23 protein-coding genes are annotated in these 24,432 nt (G+C 69.6%); 5 read left to right on the forward strand and 18 right to left on the reverse strand.

Annotated elements, in window-relative coordinates:
• Nucleotides 1-11 precede the first annotated feature (11 nt).
• Complete coding sequence (locus tag FJQ57_RS02305; protein ID WP_246081546.1) at nucleotides 12-695, forward strand: copper homeostasis protein CutC; 684 nt, start codon at nucleotides 12-14, stop codon at nucleotides 693-695.
• On the forward strand, nucleotides 692-961 hold the full coding sequence (locus FJQ57_RS02310) for a DUF4031 domain-containing protein (RefSeq protein ID WP_139977623.1): 270 nt from the start codon (nucleotides 692-694) through the stop codon (nucleotides 959-961). The genes FJQ57_RS02305 and FJQ57_RS02310 overlap by 4 nt, the downstream gene beginning before the upstream one ends.
• Here the strand turns inward: FJQ57_RS02310 and FJQ57_RS02315 are convergent.
• The 12 genes from FJQ57_RS02315 to FJQ57_RS02370 all read right to left on the reverse strand — a co-directional run bounded on the left by FJQ57_RS02315 (nucleotide 958) and on the right by FJQ57_RS02370 (nucleotide 13,153).
• Nucleotides 958-1,557, reverse strand: coding sequence for an HD domain-containing protein (locus FJQ57_RS02315; RefSeq protein WP_246081547.1), 600 nt, complete (start codon nucleotides 1,555-1,557; stop codon nucleotides 958-960). The genes FJQ57_RS02310 and FJQ57_RS02315 overlap by 4 nt on opposite strands.
• Before the next feature lie 32 nt (nucleotides 1,558-1,589).
• Nucleotides 1,590-2,693 carry a hypothetical protein gene (locus FJQ57_RS02320; RefSeq protein WP_139977624.1) on the reverse strand — a complete coding sequence of 368 codons (1,104 nt, stop codon included), beginning with the start codon at nucleotides 2,691-2,693 and terminating at the stop codon, nucleotides 1,590-1,592.
• A 69-nt stretch (nucleotides 2,694-2,762) separates the two neighbouring features.
• Nucleotides 2,763-3,605 (reverse strand): oxygenase MpaB family protein, encoded by an 843-nt coding sequence (locus FJQ57_RS02325; protein WP_139978942.1) that lies wholly within the window; start codon nucleotides 3,603-3,605, stop codon nucleotides 2,763-2,765.
• 55 nt (nucleotides 3,606-3,660) lie between these two features.
• The gene (gene serA, locus FJQ57_RS02330; protein WP_139977625.1) at nucleotides 3,661-4,860 is read right to left on the reverse strand and encodes a phosphoglycerate dehydrogenase; all 1,200 of its coding nucleotides are present in this window, start codon (nucleotides 4,858-4,860) and stop codon (nucleotides 3,661-3,663) included.
• Nucleotides 4,861-4,925: 65 nt separating this feature from the next.
• Nucleotides 4,926-5,141, reverse strand: coding sequence for a hypothetical protein (locus tag FJQ57_RS02335; RefSeq protein WP_139977626.1), 216 nt, complete (start codon nucleotides 5,139-5,141; stop codon nucleotides 4,926-4,928).
• A 131-nt stretch (nucleotides 5,142-5,272) separates the two neighbouring features.
• Entirely contained in the window at nucleotides 5,273-5,767 is a 495-nt protein-coding gene (locus FJQ57_RS02340) for a hypothetical protein (protein ID WP_139977627.1), read from the reverse strand.
• Nucleotides 5,768-5,835: 68 nt separating this feature from the next.
• Nucleotides 5,836-6,510: an RtcB family protein gene (locus FJQ57_RS02345; protein WP_139977628.1), complete on the reverse strand. Its 675-nt coding sequence runs from the start codon at nucleotides 6,508-6,510 to the stop codon at nucleotides 5,836-5,838.
• A gap of 219 nt (nucleotides 6,511-6,729) precedes the next feature.
• Nucleotides 6,730-8,772, reverse strand: a complete 2,043-nt coding sequence (locus FJQ57_RS02350) for a GAP1-N1 domain-containing protein (protein WP_139977629.1) — start codon at nucleotides 8,770-8,772, stop codon at nucleotides 6,730-6,732.
• A complete protein-coding gene (locus FJQ57_RS02355) occupies nucleotides 8,765-9,649 on the reverse strand; it encodes a TRAFAC clade GTPase domain-containing protein (protein ID WP_139977630.1) in 885 nt (294 codons plus the stop codon). The genes FJQ57_RS02350 and FJQ57_RS02355 overlap by 8 nt, the downstream gene beginning before the upstream one ends.
• An 8-nt stretch (nucleotides 9,650-9,657) precedes the next feature.
• On the reverse strand, nucleotides 9,658-10,719 hold the full coding sequence (locus tag FJQ57_RS02360) for a TRAFAC clade GTPase domain-containing protein (protein ID WP_139977631.1): 1,062 nt from the start codon (nucleotides 10,717-10,719) through the stop codon (nucleotides 9,658-9,660).
• On the reverse strand, nucleotides 10,716-11,723 hold the full coding sequence (locus FJQ57_RS02365; protein WP_139977632.1) for a GTPase-associated system all-helical protein GASH: 1,008 nt from the start codon (nucleotides 11,721-11,723) through the stop codon (nucleotides 10,716-10,718). Before FJQ57_RS02365 ends, FJQ57_RS02360 begins: the two co-directional genes overlap by 4 nt.
• A gap of 35 nt (nucleotides 11,724-11,758) precedes the next feature.
• Nucleotides 11,759-13,153 (reverse strand): metallophosphoesterase family protein, encoded by a 1,395-nt coding sequence (locus FJQ57_RS02370; protein ID WP_170219238.1) that lies wholly within the window; start codon nucleotides 13,151-13,153, stop codon nucleotides 11,759-11,761.
• A 339-nt stretch (nucleotides 13,154-13,492) separates the two neighbouring features.
• Here FJQ57_RS02370 and FJQ57_RS02375 point away from each other — a divergent pair, with 339 nt between their 5' ends.
• Together FJQ57_RS02375 and FJQ57_RS02380 are read left to right on the forward strand one after the other, a co-directional pair.
• Nucleotides 13,493-14,062 (forward strand): hypothetical protein, encoded by a 570-nt coding sequence (locus tag FJQ57_RS02375; protein WP_139977634.1) that lies wholly within the window; start codon nucleotides 13,493-13,495, stop codon nucleotides 14,060-14,062.
• Between the two features lie 175 nt (nucleotides 14,063-14,237).
• On the forward strand, nucleotides 14,238-14,735 hold the full coding sequence (locus tag FJQ57_RS02380; RefSeq protein WP_139977635.1) for a hypothetical protein: 498 nt from the start codon (nucleotides 14,238-14,240) through the stop codon (nucleotides 14,733-14,735).
• A gap of 431 nt (nucleotides 14,736-15,166) precedes the next feature.
• On the opposite strand, the gene FJQ57_RS02385 is transcribed toward FJQ57_RS02380, so the two are convergent.
• From FJQ57_RS02385 to FJQ57_RS02400, 4 genes are read right to left on the reverse strand one after another with little or no spacing between them, the layout of a single operon-like run.
• Nucleotides 15,167-15,826 (reverse strand): tyrosine-type recombinase/integrase, encoded by a 660-nt coding sequence (locus FJQ57_RS02385; RefSeq protein WP_139977636.1) that lies wholly within the window; start codon nucleotides 15,824-15,826, stop codon nucleotides 15,167-15,169.
• The gene (locus FJQ57_RS02390; RefSeq protein WP_139977637.1) at nucleotides 15,757-17,544 is read right to left on the reverse strand and encodes a hypothetical protein; all 1,788 of its coding nucleotides are present in this window, start codon (nucleotides 17,542-17,544) and stop codon (nucleotides 15,757-15,759) included. Before FJQ57_RS02390 ends, FJQ57_RS02385 begins: the two co-directional genes overlap by 70 nt.
• Nucleotides 17,541-18,752, reverse strand: coding sequence for a tyrosine-type recombinase/integrase (locus tag FJQ57_RS02395; RefSeq protein WP_170219239.1), 1,212 nt, complete (start codon nucleotides 18,750-18,752; stop codon nucleotides 17,541-17,543). The genes FJQ57_RS02390 and FJQ57_RS02395 overlap by 4 nt, the downstream gene beginning before the upstream one ends.
• A gap of 28 nt (nucleotides 18,753-18,780) precedes the next feature.
• Nucleotides 18,781-19,350: an RtcB family protein gene (locus tag FJQ57_RS02400; RefSeq protein ID WP_139977639.1), complete on the reverse strand. Its 570-nt coding sequence runs from the start codon at nucleotides 19,348-19,350 to the stop codon at nucleotides 18,781-18,783.
• A gap of 151 nt (nucleotides 19,351-19,501) precedes the next feature.
• Here FJQ57_RS02400 and FJQ57_RS02405 point away from each other — a divergent pair, with 151 nt between their 5' ends.
• Nucleotides 19,502-20,212: a hypothetical protein gene (locus FJQ57_RS02405; RefSeq protein WP_139977640.1), complete on the forward strand. Its 711-nt coding sequence runs from the start codon at nucleotides 19,502-19,504 to the stop codon at nucleotides 20,210-20,212.
• A 57-nt stretch (nucleotides 20,213-20,269) separates the two neighbouring features.
• On the opposite strand, the gene FJQ57_RS02410 is transcribed toward FJQ57_RS02405, so the two are convergent.
• Together FJQ57_RS02410 and FJQ57_RS02415 are read right to left on the reverse strand one after the other, a co-directional pair.
• Nucleotides 20,270-21,910 (reverse strand): DNA repair helicase XPB, encoded by a 1,641-nt coding sequence (locus FJQ57_RS02410; protein WP_139977641.1) that lies wholly within the window; start codon nucleotides 21,908-21,910, stop codon nucleotides 20,270-20,272.
• 237 nt (nucleotides 21,911-22,147) lie between these two features.
• Nucleotides 22,148-24,415: a helicase C-terminal domain-containing protein gene (locus FJQ57_RS02415; RefSeq protein WP_139977642.1), complete on the reverse strand. Its 2,268-nt coding sequence runs from the start codon at nucleotides 24,413-24,415 to the stop codon at nucleotides 22,148-22,150.
• Between the last annotated feature and the right edge of the window lie 17 nt (nucleotides 24,416-24,432).

The raw sequence follows: 24,432 nt of genomic DNA on the forward strand, positions 1-24,432 counted from the left end.
AACCTGGCCGGGTGGGGTTGCTGCTCGAGGTCGTCGTGCACCGCGTCGAGGACGTCGCGGGCGCGGTCGCGGGCGGGGCCGACCGGCTCTGCCTCGAGGTCGACGGCCGCGCGCCCGACCCGGCCACCGCGGCCGCGGTGCTGCGGGCGAGCGACGTGCCGGTGCGGGTCCTGGTCGGCGGCGACCACGGAGCGGTCGCCGACGCGGCCGCGCTGGGCCGCGAGCTCGTCGGGCTGGGCGCCGAGGGCGTCTGCTTCGGGTTCCTCGACGCCGACCTCGACGTCGACGTCGAGACCACCGCGGCCCTCGCCACCGCCCTGCCCGACGTGCCCTGGACCTTCCCGCGCGTCGTCGACGACTGCCTCGACCCCCGGCGCGCGTGGCGTCGCCTCGTCGGGCTGCCCGGCCTGACCGCGGTCGCCACCGCCGGCTCCCCGCAGGGCCTCGCGCACGGGTACGACGACCTGCTGGCCCTCGCCTCGGCCGACCCCGCGGTCGCGCGGCTGGTCATGCCCGCGGGCGGTCTCGGCGCCGACCAGGTGCCGTGGCTCGCGCGGGCCGGGGTCACCCAGGTCCAGGTCGCCGAGCAGGTGCGACCGGGCGGCTCGGCCCGGGCCTACGTCGACGCCGCGCTCGTCCGCTCGTGGCGGCTCCTCCTCGACGGCCCGGCCGTCGCCCGGGCCGCGGCCCGGTGATCCTGGTCGACCCGCCGCTCGTCGCGGCCCACGGGCGCCTCTGGTCCCACCTGGCCAGCGACACGTCGTACGAGGAGCTGCACGCGTTCGCCCGGACCGTCGGCATCCCCGAGCGCGGCTTCGACCGCGACCACTACGACGTCCCGGCGGAGTGGTACCACGAGGTCGTGGCCGCCGGCGCCGTGCCGGTCAGCTCGCGCGAGCTCGTGGCGCGCCTCGTCGCCGCGGGCCTGCGCCGCCGCAAGCCGCGGCCGCGCTCGGGCTAGAGCCGGGCCAGCTCGGCGGTCATGTTGGACCGGGCCCGCTCCTCCCACCTCACGAGCGCGTGCGCGGTCTGGAACAGCCGTGGCTTGGCCAGCAGGTCCTCCAGCACGGTGCGACGTCCGGCGGCGAAGGTCGCGTCGTCGAGGTGGGCGTACTCCGCACGGACCGCGGCCGCGTAGGCGGCGTAGCGCTCGGCGGGCGCGGCGAGGATGCCGAGGTCGGCGTCGGAGAGCACGCAGCCGTTGAGGTCGGCGTCGTCGGGGCGGTGGGTCTCGGTCAGCCGCACCAGCCGGGCCACCTCGGCCACCACGTCGTCGGCGACCAGGCCCGGCAGGGCGTCCTCGGCCCACGCGGCCGAGCGCTCCTCGGCGTCGCGCTCGCCGTCGTAGACCGCGTCGTGGAACCAGCCGGCCAGCCGCACCGGCACGCCGTCGAAGGCCAGGCCGGCCGCCTCGAGCTCGTCGACCCGCCCGAGGACCTCGGTCAGGTGGACGGTGTCGTGGTAGTGCCGCCCCGGGTCGTCGTACGCCGCCCACAACTCGTCGCGCACGGCGTCGCCGTCGGGCAGGGGCCAGGCCGGACCGGCAGGTGGAGGCACCGCCCCATCTTCTCCCACGGCCGCGGGCGCGGTCAGGCGTGGGGCAGGCGCGGCGGGGTGGCCGGGGCGCGGCGGGCGCGCCAGACCGCGGCCGGCCCGCCGACCGGCAGGGCGAGGTCGGCCAGGTGGTGCCGCACGCCGGCGTACGTCGCCAGGTCGGCCACGGCGGCCCGGGTGACGTGCAGGGTCTCGGGGCCGGTGGTGGCGACCACGGTCAGGCCGGCGCGGACCCCCAGGCCGCGGCCGAGCTCGAACCGACCGGCGGGGTCGGTGCGGGTGCGCTCGACCTCGCGTCCGTCCTCGTCGACGAGGGCGACGACGGCGGCGTGCTGGGGTCGCCGGCCCTGGACGACCCGGCCGGCGACGGTGGCGCCGACGGGCACCGTGACGCGGGGCGCGACGACCGAGCCCGGCCCGGCCTCGACCGGGGTGACGGCGCCACGGTGCCCGACCGAGGCGGGGACGACGACGAGCAGGGTGCCCGGCCGCAGGCCACGGAGGTCGGCGACGCCGTCGCGCAGCGGCGCCCGGGTGGTGCGCCCGAGGTCGTCGGTGACGAGCACGTCAGTGGCGCGGACCGGTCGTCGGTCGGTGCCGCCCACCTGCACGAGCAGGCGGGCCGCGGGCAGGGTCGGGACGAGGTCGACCGCGGTGCGGGAGCCCGCGGCCAGGTCGACGGTGGCGGCGGGCGACCACAGGTCGCGTCGCCGGTCGTGCGCGGCGACGACCCACGCGCCGGGGCGCAGCCCGGCCAGCACCGCCCGGCCCTCGCCGTCGGCGCGGGTCTCGACGAGGCCGGCGGCGCCGGCGCACGAGGCGGCGACGACGGCCCACGGTGCCGTCGCGACCGCCACGACCGCCCCGGGGCTGGGCCGCAGGGCGATGCGGGCGCCGGCGGCGGGGACGACGAGGTCCGCGGAGGCCGGGGCGAGCCGGGCCGGGTCGTGGGGCGCCCGGTCGTCGGTGAGCGTGAACCGGTAGCCGCCGGCGGGCAGGTCGAGGGCGACGCGGGAGTCGCGGACGCGTCGGCGGCGCACGGTGCGGCCGGTGGCGTCGTCGACGCGCAGCGCGAGGATGGAGGGCGTCGGGACGAGGACGTCGACGACGACGGCGGTGCTGCAGGGGGGAGTCGTCACGAGCCCGAACCTAGGAACGCGGCCTCAACGCTGCTTCAAGCCCGGGGCGGAGCCCAGGACAAGATCGGCTCAAGCGCCCGGCGACATGGCCCAGCGGATCGTGCCGGTGGCGGCCGACCCCAGGGCCCGCACGACCGTGCGCTCGGTGACCGGCAGCCACGGCAGCCGCAGCGGCACCCGGGTCCACCCCGGCATCAGGCCCACGGCGGCCGCGACCAGCACGAGGTACGGCGGCCGGGCGGCCAGCGGGAGCGGCGGGTGCACGAGCAGGTAGCGCACGGCCTCGCGTGCCTCGGGCGTGCCGTGCAGCTCGGGACGGTAGGCCGCGATGCACTCGGCCAGCTCGGCCTCGGTCTGCGGCACGTCGGTCGCGCCGAGGCGGGTGGCCACCTCGCCGACCTGCCGGACGTACTCGTCGCGGCCCGCCTGGTCGAGGGGCTCCTTGCCGTAGACGGTGTGCGCCCGCAGGAAGCTGTCGACCTCGGCCACGTGCACCCAGCGGAGCAGGTGCGGGTCGGAGGCGGCGTACGTCGAGCCGTCGGGCATGGTGCCGTTGACGCGCCGGTGGATGGCCTTGACCACGGCCACGATGCGCTCGGCGTCGTCGGCGGTGGCGAAGGTGGTGGCGGCGAGGAACTCGCTGGTGCGGTGCAGCCGGCCCCACATGTCGCCGCGGTAGCCGGAGTGCTCGGCCACGGCGCGCATGGCGGCCGGGTGCATGGTCTGCACCAGCAGGGCCCGGATGCCGCCGACGAACATCGAGGCGTCGCCGTGCACGACGGTGATCGGGCTGCCCGCCTCGAACCAGCGCGGGCCCTCGGTGCCGTGGATGCGGTCGCGCTTGGCCGGCCCCTCGGGCCCGGCGACGCGCTCGAACAGCACCTGCCCCAGCCGGTCGCGCACTCCACCCATCACGCCTCCGAGCCTACGGAGGCCCCGTTCACCCTCCCGGCGGCGCAGCCCCGGCTCAGGCCGACCAGGTGCGCAGCCAGATGGTGTGGTCGGAGGCGGCGATGGCCCGGGCGGCGGCCTCGGAGAGCGGCTCGGCGACGTCGGTGACGACGTACCCCTGCTCACCGCGGGTCGCGAGGTACTGGGCGCTGATGTTGACGCCCTGCTCGGCCAGGCGGCCGTTGAGCTCGGCGAGCACGCCGGGCACGTTGACGTGGAGGAACCCGATGCGCGAGCCGGTGGTCAGCTGCGGGGCGAGGACGGCGGGCAGGTTGACCGACAGCTCGGTGCGGCCCTCGAGCGAGAAGCCGCCGAGCTTGCCGGCGACGAACCAGCCGATCTCCTCCTGCGCCTCCTGGGTGGAGCCGCCGACGTGGGGGGTCAGGATGACGTTGTCGAGGCCGCGCAGCGGCGACTCGAACGGGTCGCCCTGGGCCTTGGGCTCGGTCGGGAACACGTCGAGCGCGGCGCCGGCGATGTGGCCGGACAGGATGCACTCGCGCAGGGCCTCGGTGTCGACGACCATGCCGCGGGCGGCGTTGATGAACAGCGAGCGGGGCTTCATCTGCGCGAACTGCTCGGCGCCGAAGAACCCCGCGTTGCCCGGCCGCCCGTCGACGTGCAGCGTCACGACGTCGGCCTCGGCGAGCAGCGCGTCGAGGCTCGGCATCCGCCGGGCGTTGCCGTGGGCGAGCCGGTCGGCGGTGTCGAAGAAGATGACCCGCAGGCCCATCGACTCGGCCAGGTTGGACAGCTGGGTGCCGATGTTGCCGTAGCCGACGATGCCGAGCGTGCGGCCGCGGACCTCGTGGCTGCCCTTGGCCGACTTGTCCCACACGCCCGCGTGCATCTTCTCGGTCTTCTCGGTCAGCCGCCGCGCCAGCGCGATGATCTCGCCGATGACGAGCTCCACGACGCTGCGCGTGTTGGAGTACGGCGCGTTGAAGACAGCGATGCCCCGGTCGGCCGCCGCGGCGAGGTCGACCTGGTTGGTGCCGATGCAGAAGCAGCCGATGGCCAGCAGGTCGGCGGCGTTCTCGACGACCTTGGGCGTGATCGTGGTGTTGGAGCGGATGCCGAGCAGGGAGACCCCGGGCAGCGCCTCGAGCAGCTCGTCCTCCGACATCGCCGAGCTGCGCAGGTCGACCTCGAAGCCGCGGCGCTCCAGCGTCTCGACGGCGACCGGGTGGATGTTCTCGAGCAGCAGCGCCTTCACGGCTCCAGCCTACGGAGGTCGGCCGGTCGCCCTCCACGGACCTCCGCCCCGTGGGACCGGCGCCGTCAGGTGCCGGAGCGCACCAGCCACCCCAGCGCGAGCAGCACCGCCATGACCACGACCAGCAGCAGCCCGGGACTGCGCTGGGGGACCGGGCCGATCCGACCGCCGACGAACGTCGCCCAGGGTGGGGCGTAGGAGAGCTCGGTGGTCCGGCCCGCGACCAGGTCGACCCCGAGCCCGGCGTACCCGTCGGGCCGCGCGCGGCCCGGGCACTCCACCTCGACGAACCACCGTCCGGCCTGGCGCAGCGTCTCGGCCTCGGCGGGTCGAGCGGGGCGCTCGGCGGGTGGTTGCTGAACGGCAGGGTCACGGGGTGGGCGGCACCGACGGGCCGCCCGCGACGCCCCGGTCAGCCCAGGGAGGCCAGCAGCGGGATCCCGACGACGAGCAGCAGCAGCACGAGGACGAAGCCGACCAGGAAGCCGGTGCCCTTGCGCTTCTGCTTCTCGAACCCGATCGACCCGGTCGTGAACTGGTGCCAGGGCCCGGCGTAGAACACCTGCACCGTGCCGCCCGGCGGCACCTGCACGTCGATCGCGGCCTGGCCGTAGGTCTTCAGCCACTGCGCCTCGACGTCGACGTGGATCGGTCCGGCGGTCACGGGCAGCGCGTTGTCGCCGTACGACGTCGGGACGGGGTAGCCGTTGAGGCGCACCGACGGGCTGATCATGTTGCTGGTCAGCACGCTGCCCTGGAGCGTGACGACCAACGTGCCCATCGGCTGCCCGCCCTGGCCGCCCTGGCCCGCGGGTGGCTGGTGCTGGTGGCCGCCGCCCGGCGGCCCCCACCCGGGCGGCGGTCCGGGCGGCGGGGGCGGGAGCGGCGGTCCGGGCGGCTGGCTCATGGCCCGAGACGATAGGCCAGCCGCCACCCGTCCCGCCGCCCCCGCGGGGTGGCTCGTCGACGCGCGGGTCAGTCGCCCTTGACGTTGACGACCTGCCGGAGCACGTGGCGCACCTCGACCAGGCTCGCGGCGTCGGCCATCACCTGGTCGATGTCCTTGTACGCCGCCGGGATCTCGTCGAGGAACGCGTCGGTGTCGCGGTACTCGATGCCCGCCATCGCCTCCCGCAGCTGCTCGCGGGTGAACGTCTGCCGGGCCCGGGTCCGGGAGTACTCCCGGCCCGCGCCGTGCGGGGCGGACTCCAGCGACATCCGGTCGCCCTTGCCGACCACGACGTACGACGCGGTCCCCATCGAGCCCGGGATGAGCCCCGGCACCCCGGCGCCGGCGTGGATCGCGCCCTTGCGGGAGAGCCACACGTCCTGCCCGAAGTGCCGCTCGCGCTCGGTGTAGTTGTGGTGGCAGCTGATCTCCTCCACCCGCTCGAGGTCGTCGTCGCCGACCCACGCACCGAAGCAGGCCACGACCCGGTCCATCATCTCGGCCCGGTTGAGCAGCGCGTAGTGCTGCGCCCACCGCATCTCGCGGATGTAGGCGTCGAACTCCGGGGTGTCCTCGACCAGGTAGGCCAGGTCGCGGTGGGGCAGCCGCACCCACCACCGCTCGCACAGCTCGCGGGCGATGGCGATGTGGTTCTGGGCGATCCGGTTGCCTTCTCCGGACTTTCTGGGCCGCCGGGTGATCGCTCACTGGCCTACTCGGGTGGGTCGAAGGCCTGCTTGACGCCGCGGAAGACCTTGCCGCCCGAGGCGGGCGACACCTGTACCCGGGAAGTCCTCAGGCGACCGGTGCGTGGTGCGCCGCCTGGTTCCTTCGCGCGGGCTCTTCCTCCCACCCGACGATGGTCGTCGGGACGTCAGTCGTAACGACTGAAACTGCGATCGCTCGAGTCGAGCCTCCACCTATGTGAACATCTTCAACATCTGCTTGAGCCAGTGGTCCTTCTTCTTCTTGGCGGCCCGCTCTTCAAGAAGAACGACGAGCGCAGCCGAGTCAGGAGAAGACGCGGCCACGATTGCTCGAACATCATCAGCGGACCACCGATCCTTCTTGATCTCTTGCGCCACACCCCTTCGCAATCGATTGCACTTATCCCAAGCGGCCCCAGCCGGGAGCGTGGACGCGAGTAGAGCCCATGCCTCGGAATCAAACGAGTCCGAGCGGAGCGCTGCGTGCAGGTACGGATAGCAAGTGCGCCAACCACGGGTGCGATGCTCTGCCGATCCGCTCTGGATCGCTGCGACGAGGGCGACCGCCATCAACCGTTCGTGTGCGGCCCTAGGAACACGGCCGTTCTCTCGGCCGCGCATCTGCGCTGCGGCTCGGATCCAGTCCTCCGGAGCAGCGCGGCGCCAAAGCCCAGCGGTCAGTTCGGCTGCCAGAACAAGAGTCATCAACTCGTTGGCGTTCTGTGGCCTGACCGGCGGAGAGTTCAATGCGGCCGTCCCGAGACGCACCAGCGACGCACGCAAGGTGCGTGCACGTTGGTAGAACGAAGAATCGTCCCGCCGGGCCGATCTGAGCAGGAGCGCCCACCATTCGTCCGGGTCAGCGCCGCAGATGCTGGCGATAGGCGAATCAGCGTCCTGGTCTAGGAGTTGGTCGAGCACGAACTCGCGTAGGCCATCTGATCTCGGATCGTCGAGCAAATCGATGAGCAGATCTACATCCAGGTGCTCCCAAATAACGGGCGAGGCAAGGATCTGCTTGTTCCGCGCGGCAATCAGTAGGCCCAGATCGGGCTGCGATATTGCGACGGCCACGGCTGTAGCAGAATCCGCGCGAGAACTGATGCCGCCCACAAGCGCCTCGACATTGCGAACTGTTAGCAATTCGAGGTCGAGGTCAGGAAGATCGGCGTGATCAGGGTCAGTTCGGTACAGATCCACGAGACGAGCACCCAAATCAATTTGATCCAGGTCCAGCCATCTGGCAGCCCTGACCGCGAGGGGGATCCTGTCCTTCTCGGCCTTCGGCCACTGGGCGAGCGCTTGGATCGACCGTGACTGCTCACGTGACCCACTCGCGGCGTCAGCGAACAGCACTCGCTTTAGCCCGCGCTGCTCCTCCGGATCTGGGAAGTTCAAAGCGATTAGATCTAGGACTTGGGCGGGTGTGCCCCTCGGACTGGAGACCGCCTCGTACATCTGAGTCAGCGGACGAAAGTCACGACGACCCGAAGAACTCTCGGCCCCGCACATCTGAAGGAACTGGCGATACCCCGCGTCGACGTTCCCCAGATCTGCGGATGCGACGCTGGCCCAGCCGCCCAAGATCGCCCTTGAGTCAACGTGCTGAGCGCCCCTGCTCGGAACCTGCTCGACAAGTTCGAGGTCCATCTGAACGCTAGTAGAGCGTTGCCTAGTGCGGCACGAGAAGTTGCGCCGCAGTCGCGGCCATTGCTGCTCGACGAGGGCCAACAGGAGGTCCTCGTATCTGCTCGCGTCCGAAACGCGTATCCGTACCGGCTCTTCGCTTTCGTACAGGCCATGGAGCACTCTCGCGAGGATGGCTGGATCGATCGCGGACGGTGGCATCTCGACGAATCGGTCGGTAGGGATCGCTAGCGGTCGCTTGAAGACCGCAATTTCATTGGCCTCGAGCGACAAGCCCCTAGGCATTGGGCGGCGAAACGCTTTGGCGATACCCCCCAACCCCTGAAGCCGACTAAGATTAGGCAGGTCGACGAGCAGGACGTGCGACCATACGCTTCCAGGTCGCGTCCATGGGTCAGCGGGCCAGGTCTTGATGAAAGCCTGCGCCTGCTGGTTCGGCACCGGGCAGATTGTCAGATACGACTTGGCTTTACCATCGAACGCTACGTCCGTGAGCGATCGAAGTGCCCGCTGAGCACCGTCGTCCAGTCGGGTCGAGCCAGCCACGAGACGATGGCCCTCCACGTATCCGTAGAGCGCTTGATGAACTGGGATCCGGCTCTCAGGCATCGCCCAACGCCCACAGCAGGGGAATGTGAACCCCCACTGACTGTCCGGATGCGTCGAGCACGAAGGCGCGCTCAAGTAGCGTCCTTTCGGCGAGTTCCTCAATCGCCGCATCGTCGTCGTAGTCGCCACCCTGGGCACTCACGCCGTAGATCCGGGTTCTGACTTGAGATTCATTGCCCTGGAGGAATTGCGCCAGGAGCGGGGCGTTCTCCTCGACCCAAGCCGACGGTGAAGTACTCGCGTGGTCGACGGTGTCGTAGGCCGAAAGCACGATGCTGAGATTGAAAGGGCCGTCATGCAATTTCGACAGGATTTGAATCAAATCGACCAGGACCACTTGGGTTGCCGAGGGCGCCTCGCCGTGAACGACGTGCGAACCCTCCTTCCAGTCTTGGCTCTCTTGCCCGAGCAGAGCGGCGGCCTGCCTGCCCTCCTCAATGGTCGGTGATCCCTCGAAGTCTGTCACGCTAGCGAATAGCATGAAACCAGCCGCGGTCGCAGCGTCCTTCCATATGCTCTCGTCCAACACGCGCTCGACATGCGCCACCTCCCATGTCTCGCCCGACAGGTCGGGCACGGCCAGGCCCATGGATCGCTTTCCTTCAGGCATGCTGATGATGAGCGAGAGGCCCTGCTCGTCTCCGACCTGGGTTCGGTCAGCGGCCTCGCACCGCTGAAGTTTCTGGGCGATGCGATTCAGGTAGGCGCGGTCCTGCTCGAATGCGGTAAGTGTTGGTCCGTTGCCATCGGGGTCATGAACGAGCGCTAGAAATAGAAGCGCAAGAAACGACGTCTTTCCGGTTCCTGGCAGTCCGACCATAAGGGTCTTGGCCGGGAGCGGCTCCTCTGCTGCCTGGGCGCCCTCCTGCTCGCTCAAAGATGTCGTCATGCTGATCCCGGCTCCTTAAGGAAGTGTCGTCCGGTGCTTGGCGGCGTGTAAGTCAAACCCAGATTGTCCTGCTCGGCCCCCGAAGACGCCCTTAGCCAGTCAAGGACTTCGACCAACCCCGTGATGTCGCTGGCTGGTGGACCAGGTCGCACGGACAGCGTGAGGACTATCGGCTCATGACTATCGCCAGCCGCGAAGGACGCGATCCTCTCTGCCTCGAACCGCACCGACTCCTGGCGCTTAGATTCGACTAGGTCCCATTTTGTGCACAACACGGCAACCGGGGTACCGGCGGAAAGTGCTGACCGAAGGCCACCGGCCAACTGGCGCGCTTCGGTAAAGACGGCGTCTCTTTGTCGCGGGTTCGCCGCACGCTCGCCGTCTACCACGATGAGGCAGCGGTCGACCCGACGCACGAGAGGGATCTCCCTCTGAACCGATTCGCCGTCGATGACGTTCTCGAAGAACTCACCTCGCACGTCCGAAAAGAGCAGGTTGTGATCACTGCCTCCGGCATTGAGTCGGAGATGCAACAGTCGTAGGTCTTCGTCCGACGTGCGGGTGGTTGTTGGCGAGACCCCTCCTGACTTCTCAAGTGCCGGAAAGTGCCGCGAGTCGAGGGCTCGCAACGTCTCGGATCCGGAGAAGGTTGCTCCTGCGAATGGCCCGTAGAGGAATCGCGCGTACAACTCAACCACCAGTGTGGTCTTTCCTGATCCAACAGGCCCGGCAATCAGCACGATCGTCCCGGCCTCGCGTTCCAAGAACTCGGTTACATCCTCCATGCTGAATGCAAGTCCACCGCCAAGTTCGAGCAGATTCGCGGAAGGCGATCCTGGTATTGAGGCGTATTCGTCGTCGTCGACATCATCGACGTCATCATCGACATCGGCGTCACCGGTCGGGTCGAACGTCTCGCCGTTAGGGCCCACGTCTAGAGCAGCCTTCTTGGTGAACGGACAACCTACAAAGTCGTCGAAACCCTCCAGACATTGCTGTTCGTCCGGAAATGGGCACCCGTCCTGGGTACAGGTGAGCTCGGCGGTATCGGTAGTCACACGATCATCTCCAGGGACTTCTCGACCAGAAGTTGTTCGGCAACTTCAAGTGCGGACTTGCTCCAGGTGTCGTCAAGGTTCAGGCTCTCAGCGAGTGCCTGCTCGCGCTCCCGGTCGTTGTCGACCTGCTGATGAGCGACAGCGGCCGCGTTCAAAGGACGTAGAAGGGCTGACTCCCCGTCACGTGCTTGATGCGCTGCGCTGCGTGCAGAGACGGCCGCGGCAATCTCAACTATCCCGAAGCGAGCGTCAGCGTCCGAGCCTGACGTCACCGACCGGAGTAGAAGCGCGTGCGCTGGCGCCATAGGGGCAAGCCGCAACAGTGAACCGATCTCCAGTCCGGCGAGCACACCTCGGTCTAGGGGATGGATGTCTGCCCAGACCTCGCCGCTCAACCATGACGAGGCGCTGTTGGCCCACCACAAGGCGTCAACCTCCTCCTCCACCATCGACGTGTAGGCATGCTGACTCGCGATCAGTTGATCTACACGTCTTTGCAGAGCCGAGATGGTGGAGTCCCGCAGCGCTAGTTCAGACTTCAATTCGGCCACCGTAACGGAGTCGGAATCGGCTCTCTCTAGAGACTTACGACGCTTCGGCGCGACGGGCGCGAGCGTTGGACGACGCCTTACGTTGACTCCCGCCTTCCTCACACACGCATGGGCTTGCTCGGGCAATTCGGCGATGGTTGGTGCGAGCCCGACGAAGGCAGCCGAGCGGATGAAGAGCCCCGCTGCCGCCGAATCCTGGTCGTCGTCGCCCATCAAGCCCATCAGGACGCAAGCCGCAAGCCTGCTGACCAGCGCCTTTTTACCTCCCGGCACATAGCCGACATCCGCTGTGACCAGGTGTTGTTCCAATTCGGCGAGAAGCCGTTGGGGCAACTCGGCGTGCGCTGCGAGGACGAGCGTCCCGAGATCAGCGTCCGATTCGCTCAGCGCGGCGACCCAGGCTGCACAGCGTTCGAACTCAACAGCATCTAATCGCGTCAGTGCTGGACGCATCCACCTCGCGAGGAGTTCCGTGTCTGGCGCTGCCATTAGGCACCAGCCGTCTTCGCGGCAAGTTCTTCGATCAGGCCGCGCTCGCGTACCCGTTCAAGGATCAGTGCGTAGAGATCGCCTTCATGGTCGGAACCAAGGTCCGAGTCTTCAATCACGCCCAACTCCAGGCCAATTGCCACGCGTCGCGTCGCAGGCCTGGACATGTACTGGGTTGCTATCCGCCGTAGGTCGGGCCTTGCGACAGTGGGCGGCCCTTCATGGCCGCTGTCGTTGTCTGCTGCGAGGGGAGAAGCGGAGGACGCAGACGATGCTGTCGACTCGTCCGTCGCCTGCCCGCCAGGCGCACCTTGGCTTGTGTCCGTGGTGTCGTGGTCTTGCTCCGGAAGGGCAGGGACGCGCATAACCTCATAGTTCTGCTCGCCGCTCGGGTGCTCCACGAATCGAGTCTGCCGCAGCGACCAGTAGCGAGGCTGAACTCTGATCGCCAGCATCTCATCGTCGGTCCGACTCAGTGTGATGACGCTGTAGGCAGGGACGAAAGGTTCCGTCTCGCCCCCTTCGTCCAGTTCAGGTCCGACCGCGCCGGCGGACAACTGGACCGAACCGTAGGCAACTGTCTGTTTGGCGCTGTACTCGTGCTCGTGTCCGAAGAGCCACAAGTGCCCGCGGCGCATGTAAGGCTCGACGATGTCCCAATCGCGGATCCATTCCGGGGGGTGATGTGCCATGACCACGTGGATCGTGTGTTCTGCGCGGGGGATGCGGCACTGTTCGGTTCCAAGCACCAAGGCGGGCAGGTCAGACGGTTCACGTTTGTCGTGAGCGTGCGGGCTGGCTGCGGACGCCCTCTGCTGGAAGTTGTGGTCATCCCAATCGCTCGTAAGCGCCGAGTTAAGCCCCGTGAGCCGAACGGTCCACCCGTCGACTTCGAGTGTCGTGTCGTCGAACCAGTGTGGTTGTGTCGGCGTCGACCGACAGATGTACTGCTCGGCGAAGTCGTTGTAGGCCTTGAACGGTATAAAGAGCCCCGATGCGGCTGGGTCCGCCGACATCCGCACGCGCAGGATCTCGTCGACGGCCGTCGCTGCGCATTCGCGGAGGTGGCCACGGAAGTCCTGCGCGATGTGACAGTCGTTCAGAACCGCCCAACTCACATCATGATTGCCAGGTACTGTCCAGACAGCGCTGTCATCGATCCCCCCGCAAACGGCAACGAGATCAGATAGCCACCGGCGAGCCGTGTCGTACTCCTCCGGCTCCGCGCTGAAAGCGATGTCACCGCCCACGAGGATCGCGTCCACTGGGCCCTCGCTGAGGACGATGTCTTTCAGGTCCGAGATCAGTTCTTGCCGCTGATCGCGGTTCGCGTCCCACCCGTAGGTGTCCTTGTGGAAGTGGATGTCGCTGACATGCACGATACGCAGTGGCACGCATGCTCTCCTGATCTCGATGCTGGAGCGACTCCAGCGGCGTTCTCAACCGTTCCGATCATCCCACGCGGGCGCCGCGGGATGGCTGTCAAACGACGAAGTCGGCCGGGGATCGAACGCCAAGGTCCAGGTACGACCGTGTGCGACCCGCAGTACGCGGCTCGTCAACTACAGGCGTGCTGCGCTTCCCTCGTGGGTGACGTCCCGCGTCGTCCCCGCGGAGCGAGCGACTCGCCAGGGAGTGCAAATATTGAACTGCCTGAGGTCAGGACGCACATCCATGCTCCTCGCCAGCACTTGACGGGCTAAGGGGGCGGCGGCATGCCCCAGGATGCTGGCGTGGAGAAGACACCAGGCGCTTGGCCCCTGGGCCTGGCGCAGTGGCTGCGGTGGGCGGACGAGGTCGGGTTGGAGCCGCGGAGGCTCGTCGTCGAGCAGGTGATGGCCTGGCCCGGGAGCGAGGTGGCCGAGGCCGAGATCGACGCCGCCGTCGATTGCGGGCTCTTGTCAGCCGCCGAGCAGCACGTCATTACTCTGCGCCGAGTCGGCGTCGAGGAGCAGGAGGCGTACGCGGGGTGGGACGGATCGGGCCGCGTGATGGTCATTGATGCACGCTGGGTCTCTGGGCTGCACCCGACCTACCAGTGCGCGGGACGCGGCTGCTGGATCCATCATCCGAGCAGCCACGGCATGGCCGGATGGCCCGCGACCTACTGCGACGTGCATGCTGTGGCGCACCGGGTGTGCACCCATTGGCACCTGCACCCTGACCCCGACGACGCCGCGTACCGGCGCTCGCTGGGAGACGACTGGGTGGCGCATGGCTGCCGGTGCGCGCAGCATGTGGACGCCGGACGCTGGAGCCCGACGGCGTGCCCATGCGCATGCTGCGAAGGGACGACCTTGTGATCGGCGAGCCGGTTCTCGATACGGCCCGGGGCGGCAACTGGCCGCGTCTCAGGGGCTGCGGCCTCCTCGCTGCCGTCGGTGCGCGAATGCTGATCTGGCGCGGCGATCCCCACTTTCCACCGAGCGTAGACCGGTGGAGGGCGACATTGCAGGTCAGGTCAATCGAGGCGCTCCGGTGAGCGACAACCTGCGGCCGTTGCCGAACCACCCGCCGAGCGGCTACTGGGCCTTGCCGGGTTGGGCCCAAGTCGTGTCCGCCGACGTCGCCTATCTCGACGAGGTAGATCCCGGCTGGCGTGTCTACGAGGTTAGGGAGAAACTGGCGCGCCTCGAGATGCGAGTTGCCGTAATCAACGACCCGGAGATTCACGCTCGGGTCGAGGAGATCTGCGACCGGGCCCAGCACGTGTGCGATGTCTGCGGCCGAGAGGGGCGTCTGCAAGAGGGTGAGTGGCTCCGGGTCCGGTGCGACGAGCATGCTCGCCTGCATTGGAGGGCTGGGCCGACCGATTACCCGGTGCGGGTACCTGGCCCGGGGGCCGGTCAACGGAGCGACCTGGGCGAACCGCCCATGCCGTTCGACGACCTGCGCAGCGACGCCAATGCGAGCCGAGGCGCTCGCGAACGGCCTGTGGCGTGTGATGACGGAGAATGGGACGCGGATCCACATTGACATCGATCGTCAGAGGTGGACCCGAATCGCGGCGCCGGGACGCGTGGCCGAGCCCCTCTATGGTCTCTGGGTTCAACTCGGCCACGGGCCCTATGAGGTGCCGCCTCGCCAGGCAGGGCATGCCTACGAGATCCCTAAACCAGGAACCGGGAAGGACGTCGTCCGCGTCGGCCGGAGTATCGCGCTCGGCCGCTCGATGGGTGAGCACCACTACTTGTCGATTGTGGTCCGTGTCGAGCGCGTGGGCGACGAGTCAGCCCTCAACCCCAGCGAGCGAGGGGCGCTACGAGATCGCAACTAGCCTGCCGAGTGGCATTCGCTCTCTACGTGTTGGTTCACTGCTCGTCACTACAGACGGCGTAGGTGGGCTGAAGTCGACGACGTGAGCAGCGACCTGACGATGTGGTTGGTGAGGTTGCGGAGGCCTGCCGCTACTCGGCGGATGTCTTCGCAGAGCCGACTCTCGGAAGGCCGAGATATGTCGGCTCGTTAGGCTGATCCGCGAGCCGCGATAGCCGATCGATCTTGTCCTGGGCCGCGAGGAAGGAAACCTCCAGGCCCTCCACCTCGCCTAGCCATCCGTTGTCCCTGGCTTCCTGGATTCGCGTGGCTATGTTGTCGCGAATCTCGATGAACCGTCCCAGCGCTTCTGGGTCCGGGCGCAGGAGGCTGCACCGCACGCAGGCGTGCTCGTGGTCGCAGGCGGACCCCCAAGCGCGACCGCATGAGCCCAGGCTCAACTTCCGCTCAACGAAGTGCTGCTGGAACGCTTCCCACTCCTCGTCGGTGATGTCTCGCTGGTCCGGCTGCGGGGTGCTGGCGCGGCGACGGGCGATGAAGTTGTTGTGTGCGCGGATGACGTCCTCGGCGTACACCGCTGCGTAGACCGCGGTTGTCTCGATGGACCCATGGCCCAGGAGCGCAGCGATGACGTGGATGGGCACGCCGCTGCTCTGGGCATCTGTGGCGAAGATCCTCCGTAGGTCATGTGGGCGAAACTTCAGTGGAGCGCCGTCGGCGGCTACGAGCCTGGCCCACTCTCCGGCTTGTCCATCAGGCCATAGATGTACTGGTACGACATCGCGTTCCATCGCGCTCGACGCCGCTGGAAGAGCAGCGGCGCTGGCGGGAGCGTCTTCTTCTCCTGAGTGTCGTACCTGACCGTCAATGGGAGGGTGCCGTCGGATTGGCGCAACCGGTGGACGACCCTGGCGAGGACGTGAACGAGTTCGGGCGACGCCGCCAACAGGCGCTCGGCACCGCCCTTGGACGGGTAGACGTGAAGGAGGGGGATCACCTCGCCGGTCCTTGGATGCTTAAACCGCTGGATCGAGAACTGGTCGAGTTCGAGTAGTTCCTCGATGCGTAGGCCGGTCTGGTGAAGGAGGTGCACGGTCGCCCACGCCCAGAAAGCCTCCTCCTCGCGGGCGCTCAGGTTGATGTAGTCCTTCTGAGATACCGAGCCCAAGGGGCGGAGGATCACAGACGTCGTTCCGATCCGCTGGCTCTCGACACCCTCGAACTCGATGATGGTGCCGACCGGTAGCGCTTCCATGTCGGAGCGCCATCCCGAAGCAAGGCGCAGGCGGTCCTCCGTTGCTCGCAGCAGGCGGTCCACCTCCGGGGCTCGTTCACGCGTTCGCTGGTGCGAACGGGCTTTGGCCTCCCGTTGCTGCTTCCCATTGGCGGCGACGTCCGCTTCGTTGATTGGCGACGGTGCGGCCCACTGGATCCAGTAGGAGTCGCTCAGAGCCCAGGTAGCGATGTCCAGATACATCGCCCGCACCTGCATCATGACGTTGAATCGACCGCGGCGCTCGGTGCCGTCGCTCTTGACTGCGAGGCGTCGCTTCCACGCATCGGCTATGTCCTCGCTGATGGCGAGAGAGTCAGCGCCGGGGTCGTGGATCTCGATGTCTCGCCAGAACAGCCCACACAGAGCCGCGACGAGAGTCTGGAGTGAGGAGTAATCCAATCGGCCTTCGCGGGCGCGTAGGTAGCGGATCAAGCACTCGCGGACGCGCTCCGAGGCGATCCCGTGCCGGTCTACCAACTCTGTGACGGTGAGTTGCCCCTGCAACTGGGCAAGTCGGAGCGTCTCAGCCGGGTGGTCGAGCGTCCCCATCGCGCGCAGGCAATCCCACGCGTGGTGCACACCGGCGACCTTGACCTTCGTGCCCTGCTCTCGCAGCCCACGCATGGCCTGCTGGTAGGCGAGAAGGTCGCGGCCGGTGATTTCGAGTGGCCCTTTGCCTGTGCGGCAGGCGATGTGGGCAAGGACGACGACGGCTGCACGGTTGTCGTAGAGGTTCTTGCCGAAGTGCTCGAACGCGGCCACCAGTCGCTCGTAGCCCACCCGGTCGCGGAGCGACACTATGTGGAACCAGGTCTTGAACTGGTTCGCCTTCAACCATGCGTAACTGGGCCTGACGACACCGAGAACGAGCAGCATGTGCAGACCGTGCGTCGTCATCTGCTTGGTCCCGGCGATCGAGGTCCAACGCTTATGGTCCTCCTCATGCCCGGCAGCGATCCATCGCTCCTGCCAGGAGTCGCCAGGGTGCTCGGCCAGGTGGTTCAGCATCCGGCGAAGGCCCGGTATGCGCTGCGACTCATTGCTCAGTCCACGAACCAGAGGACGAGCGCGCGCTTCGAGTTCTGCGATCGCAGCGGTGTTCGCGGCCCAACTGTCCGCGCTGTGATGGGTTCTGAGCAGTGCGTCATAGTCGGTCTGCGTGCTGGCTCGGCGAACCGCCTCGTCCGGCCCGCCACGGGGGACACGACGGGTAGCGATCGCTGCTTCGGTCATCGACCTGCTCCTCCGAACAGGATGTCCAAGTCGTCCGTGTCGTATGGGAGCGGCTTGACTGCCGAAGTGATTTCAGGCGTCCGGTCGCGTGTCGCCCGAACAGCAGCGACCATGTCGTCGAGCCTCGGCACCGTGTAGACCTCCAAGGTCTCCAGGGTCGCGTGTCCGAGGACCTCCTGCACCGTGCGCGGGGGCGTTCCGTCCGCCAGCATTCTCGTAGCGGCGGTGTGGCGCAGGTCGTGTGGGGTCCAGTTGGTGCCGTTCTTCCGGTTCGCTCGCTTGAACATCGCCCGCAGGGCGTCAGGACTCAGCCGCCTCGGCTTGCCCCGCAACGTCCTCCATGCCGGGTCGCTCGGGGCCGTGTGACCAACGGCGCCCTGGTAGATGCGGTACCAGGAGACGGCGTCCCAGGAGATCGGCACGTCCTGCACGTTCCCGCCCTTGCGCGTGACGGTGATGATGCCGTCGGGCAGGTTGATGTCACCGACGTCGAGGTTGAGCACCTCGCTCGGACGCGCGCCGCTGCTCACGTACATGGATACCAACGCGCGGTCCCTGTCGTTGCCCAGTGCCTCAAAGAACGCCTCGAAGTGATCGTCGGGGATGCTCCGAGGCAGGCGCTTGGGTCGGCTTCCCTGCCGGTTGCTCGCCTGACGACTGCGGCGACGCTTCTGCAATGGGTTGTGGTGCGCATGGCTACGTCCGTCCTCCGGGCGGCCACGCAGGACCGGGTTGTAGAGAATGTGGCCCTTGCGCCGCAGGAATTCGTAGAAGAGGAACAGCACGGTCTCGTTGTGGTCCATCGTCGATTGAGAAAAGGAATCTCCGACGTATGGCTTCCCGGTAATCGCATTCCGCGAAATGCGAGGGTCACGGGTCCTCTTGTTCTGGTTGCCGTTGCTCTTCTTGGCGTGCTTCATCCAGACGAAGAAGTCCGTGACTTCCGTCGAGGTCGCGTCCTCCCACTTCACGTCGACCGCAGCCAGAAACCGGAACCAGCGCTGGAGGTCGTAGGCGTAGGAACGAACCGTGAGGTCCGCGCGATGGGAATGGACCTCACGCAGGAAGGACCGGCAGACGTGCGTCGCACGCTCGTCTGGAAGCAGGAGATCCCACGGTGGGATGGTGCTGGTGACGACCTCGCCGAGGGCGGAGATCGTCAGACCGTTGAGGTCCCTGACGACTTCTTCCTCGTGCGCAGCATCCATGTCCTCCAGCGTGCGGACTGATCCCATCTCAGAGGGCTACGACACGCCGAGATAGTCCGGTTAACATGCCGACGCCGCGCGAGCCCGAGTGCAGGAACAGCCACGCCGTGCCGGTCTCGTCGACGGTGACCTCGATGAAGTGGTTGCCGGAGCCGAGCGTGCCCAGCTGCAGCTCCCACCTCGCGGCGTACGACGCGGGGTCGAACCCGGCCTCCGCGGCGAGCGCCCGCAGCTCGACCAGGCGCGCCTCGGTGTGCTCGCGGGTCACCGCCTGGTTGGCCGCACCGGCCGACAGGGGCACCGCACGCTCGATCGCCTCGCGCAGCGCGCGCCGGTCGGCGGGCAGGTCGGCGACGTCGTGGGTGGTGCGGACCGCGATCATGCCGCAGCCGATGTCGACCCCGACCGCGGCCGGCATGATCGCGCCGCGCGTCGGGATCACCGACCCGACGGTCGCGCCGAGGCCGAGGTGGGCGTCGGGCATGAGCGCGACGTGCGGGTGGATGAACGGCATCGTGGCCGTCGTCTCCGCCTGCGCGCGCGTCGTGTCCTCGAGGATCGACGCCCAGCTGACGAGCGTCTTCGTGATGTGCTCCATGGTCCTTTCCCGTCCGTGCCGCGGCCGGGCGCCGCGGGCGGTCCGCCAGGCTAGGAGGACGCAAACGGCTTGCACGACGGGTTTGCCGCGTGCCCGGCGATGGCCCGTCCGGGCCATGGACCGGCACCACCCCCGTTCCTAGCGTGCTGCGATGACCTCACGCACCCCGACCCGCCGCCGCCCGTCGCCCCTCGCGCTCGCCGCCCTGGCCGTCAGCGTGCTCTCGCTGCTCGTCGCCGTCGGCGCGTCGTCGTACGCCGCCGGCCTGGCCCGCGGCTCGGTCGGGACCGTCCAGCTGCGGACGGGCGCGGTGAGCGCGGCCAAGATCAAGGCCGGTGCCGTCACCGGCCCGAAGATCAGGTCCGGCGCCGTCACGGGCGCCGCGGTGCGCGACGGGTCGATCGGCCGGGCCGACCTGGGCGCAGGTGTGCTGCCCCCGCGCCCGACCTACGTGCGCCGGACGATGACGGTCGGTGACCCGGGGGTGCGCCTGGCCGCGGTCAACGGGGTGGGGTACGACGTCCGCTGCCAGCCACAGGGCGGCAGCGGCGCCCTCGCCGTCCTCGACGTGGCGGCCGTGGCTCCCGGGGGGACCCTCAGCCCGCTGACGGCCACCTTCGCCGTCGTGCGCCGGGACGCGGGCTCCTCGGCGCCCGAGGTGTCCACCGCCGGGGCCAGCGACCCGTTCTCGTCCACCCAGCTCCTGTCCTCCACCGCCGGCGCCGGCTCGGGCCAGACGTCGCTGTCGGGCGTGGTGCAGTACCTCGACCGTCCGCCCGCCCGGGTGGACCTCGGTCTGTCCGCCGTGGGCGGGTCGCCTGGCAGGTGCCGCGTCACCGTGCTCGTCGAGCCGCTGGGCTGACCCGGCCCCGGTGGCCGGCGCGCGGCGCAGCCACCGGCGACGGGGTCGGACCCCCGCTCAGGCGGGCAGGTCCTCGGCGTCGACGATGCGGTAGGCGTAGCCCTGCTCGGCCAGGAACCGCTGCCGGTTCTGGGCGAAGTCGGCGTCGACGGTGTCGCGGCTGACGATCGTGTAGAAGTGCGCCGAGCGGCCCTCGGTCTTGGGCCGCAGCAGCCGGCCGAGGCGCTGGGCCTCCTCCTGGCGCGACCCGAACGAGCCGGAGACCTGGATGGCCACCTCGGCCGAGGGCAGGTCGATGGAGAAGTTGGCGACCTTGGAGACCACCAGCAAGCCGATCTCGCCGGAGCGGAAGGCCTCGAAGAGCCGCTGGCGCTCCTTGACCGGCGTCTCGCCCTTGATCACGGGGGCGTCGAGCTTCTCGGCCAGCTCGTCGAGCTGGTCGATGTACTGCCCGATGACCAGCGTCGGCTGCCCGGGGTGGGCGGCGACCAGGTCGCGCACCACCTGCACCTTCTCGTGGGTGCAGGACGCCAGTCGGTAGCGCTCCTCGGGCTCGGCCACGGCGTAGGTCAGCCGCTCGGAGGTCGGCAGCGTCACGCGCACCTCGACGCAGTCGGCGGGCGCGATATAGCCCTGGGCCTCGATGTCCTTCCACGGCGCGTCGTACCGCTTGGGGCCGATGAGGCTGAACACGTCGCCCTCGCGGCCGTCCTCGCGCACCAGGGTCGCGGTCAGGCCGATGCGGCGGCGGGCCTGCAGGTCGGCGGTCATCCGGAAGATCGGCGCCGGCAGCAGGTGCACCTCGTCGTAGACGATGAGGCCCCAGTCGCGGGCGTCGAGCAGCTCGAGGTGGCGGTAGGCACCGCCGCGCTTGGTCGTCATCACCTGGTACGTCGCGATGGTGACCGGCTTGACCTCCTTGACGGTGCCGGAGTACTCGCCGATCTCGTCGGGGGTCAGCGACGTGCGGCGCACCAGCTCGTCCTTCCACTGCCGCGCGCTCACGGTGTTGGTGACCAGGATGAGCGTGGTCGCCTGGGCGTGCGCCATCGCGGCCGCGCCGACGATGGTCTTGCCGGCGCCGCAGGGGAGGACGACCACGCCCGACCCGCCGTGCCAGAACGACTCCGCCGCCTCCTGCTGGTAGGGCCGCAGGCCCCAGCCGTCCTCGGCCAGGGCGATGGGGTGGGCCTCGCCGTCGACGTACCCGGCGTAGTCCTCGGCCGGCCAGCCCAGCTTGAGCAGCGCCTGCTTGAGGTTGCCGCGCTCGGAGGCGTGCACCGCGACGGTGTCGTCGTCGACGCGCTGGCCGATCATCCCGGCGACCTTCTTGGCCCGCAGCACCTCCTCGAGCACCGGCCGGTCGGTGCTGGCGAGCACCAGGCCGTGCACCGGGTGCTTCTCCAGCCGCAGCCGGCCGTAGCGGGCCATGGTCTCGGCGACGTCGACCAGCAGGGCGTGCGGCACGGCGTACCGGCTGTAGGTGAGGAGGGTGTCGACGACCTGCTCGGCGTCGTGGCCGGCCGCGCGGGCGTTCCACAGCCCGAGCGGCGTCAGGCGGTAGGTGTGCACGTGCTCGGGCGAGCGCTCGAGCTCGGCGAACGGCGCGATCGCCTTGCGGCACTCGACCGCCTGCTCGTGGTCGACCTCGAGGAGGAGGGTCTTGTCCGACTGCACGATGAGGGGTCCGTCTGGCACCCCGCAACCCTACGGAGGAGCCGGGCGCCGTCGGGGTGGGCGGCGGTGAGGAACACCCGGTCGACCGGGTGTTCCGTCATCTGGGCGGGGAGAACATGCGCTGGACGGGCAATGCATTGCCCACCGAGCGCGTGTTCTGCCCGTCCAGGTCGGGGCGAGGAAACCCCGGTCGACCGGGTGTTCCCGCGCTGGGCGCCCGCTCCCGGCATACCCCGGGGGGTGTGCGCCCCCCCAGGCTCAGTCGGCCTCGACGGGTCGCACCGTCGTGATCCGGTGCACGGCAAAGGTGCGGACGTCGTCGACGCGGTGGTCGTGCGCGGTCAGCGAGCCGCCCTCGACCGAGACCGGGTCGACGAGCCGTTCGGAGGAGACGCCCTGGTTGTCGACGTACCCGATGAGCACGGTGGCGCCGGTCTCGACCGCCTCACGCAGGGCGGCGAGCGCGCCCGAGGGCGTCAGCGGGGTGCCCGGGGCCGACGGGCGCACGGCAGCGGCCCGGTCGCCCGAGCGCACGGCGGCGACGACGGCGGAGACCCGGGCGCTCTCGCGCACCGAGCGGTGGGAGGGGCCGCGGTCCTTGGGCGTGCGGGCGCGCAGCACGTCGGGCCGCAGCACCTGCACGGTGCCGTCGGCGGCCTCGACGACGGGCGCGGCGCCGAGGTCGCGCAGCCGGCCGAGCAGCACGTCGACCGGTGTCGAGCTGACCAGCACCGTCGGCGCGAGCCGGCGCAGCCCGAGCGCCGCGGCCTTGGGGTGGTGCAGCAGCTCGCTCAGCGCGGCCTCGTCGTCGGCGCGCAGGAACGACTCCGCCGCCCCCACCCGCACCGTGCCGAAGGTGCGCACCGCGTCGTCGACGAGGTAGCTGAGCGGCTGCGGCACCGGCGTGCGCGAGACCGAGGCCAGGAACCCGTGCACCTCGACCGCGGTCCACCCGACGTCGAGCGCGCGGCGCACCGACCCCGGGGTGAACCGGTAGACCGTCGCGCCGCCGCGCGACTCCACGTCGGCCACCAGCTGCAGCTGCCGGGCCAGCGCCGACTCGAGCGGCCCCGGCGCCACCGCGGTCAGGTCGGCCTGCAGCAGCACGTGGTCGACCGGATCGGGCAGCAGCGCGGCCAGGGCCTGCTCGGGGTCACCGCCCTCGACCAGCACTCGGCTGTACGACGCCAGCCCGTCGAGCCCGGTCACGCCGAGCACCGCGGCCTCGGTGGTGGTCCAGGCGACCTGGTCGGCGCGGCTGCGGGGCCGGCGCGGCCGGTGCCAGGCCACCCGCTCCACCAGCGACGGCAGCCCGGTCGCCCCGGCCAGCACCTCGCCCGGCGCCAGCCCGGCCAGCGCGGCGAGGGTGCCGGCCCGGCTCTCGGCCACGGAGTACGACGACAGCTCGGGCGACAGGGCGTTCCGGGTCTTGCCCTGGGCGTCGCGGGTGCCGACCAGCGCGGGCAGCCGGTTGCTGGCCAGCCACGCCCGCACCAGCACGACCCAGCGGGCCGCCGGCGGCTGCTCGAGCCAGGAGTCGAACGCGTCGGTCGGGCAGAACACCTCGTCGCCCACCGCGTCGGCGCGCGTCGAGAGCAGCCCGGCCGCCGAGGCGGTCTCGACGACGAGCGCGGCCGTGGGCACGTCGACGCCGAGCAGCTCGGTCGTGGCGCGCATGTCGCGCACCGCGAGGCCGCCGCTGCGCAGCACCGCCGGCGGGTGGCTGCCCCAGTGGTCGAGCAGCAGCTCCACCCGGCGCACCACCTCGTACGCCGCGCCCGCGGCCGCGGTGTCGACCAGCCGGGCGGGCCGCTCGCCCGTCACGACCGGGGGGACCGCGTCGACCGGCTCGGTCGTCGTACGACCTCCACGCAGGGCGAGGCCGACCTCGCCCGGCAGCTGCACGGTGCTGCGGCGCCCGGGGAGGGGCACCAGCAGGCGTCGGGAGATGAGCTCCTCGGCGGGGGTGGCGGCGTCGGCGGGGGAGACGGTCATCCGGGCCGAGCCGGCGTCGGCCTCGCCGCCGTGGGCCGCGACGTGCTCGAGCATGGCCCGAGCGGGCTTGCCGAGCCCGGCCAGCCGGGTCTCGACCTCGGCCGCCGGTGGGGCGTCGGGGGAGCGTGGTCGCAGGCCCGAGGACCCCGGGCCCGAGCCCAGTGCGTCAGCGACGCCCGAGACCGCGCGCAGCCCGCCCCGGCCGTGCCAGGCCAGCGCCAGGTCCACCAGGCGGGCGAGGGTGGTGTCGACCGCGCCGGGCTCGGCCAGGATGATGCCTCGCACGTCGTCGGCCGTGGTTTGGCCGGCGACGACCAGGGCATCAAGGACCGAGAGCTCGAGCAGGGTCAGGGTGTCGAGCGCTCGCGCCAGCGAGGCTCGCACCGTGGCTCGCGAGGCGAGCTGACCGAAGTCGTGAGGGGCGGGAGTGGTGAGGTCAGGGCGGGCCGACAGCAGCCCCGCGAGCCGGTCGTCGTCCCAGCTGCGCAGCTGGTCGGCGAGCGACCGGAACCCCGTCTCCTCCGTGGCCACGTCCGTCACGCTAGTGG

The organism is Nocardioides litoris (genome assembly GCF_006346315.1).
GTDB lineage: Bacteria > Actinomycetota > Actinomycetes > Propionibacteriales > Nocardioidaceae > Nocardioides > Nocardioides litoris.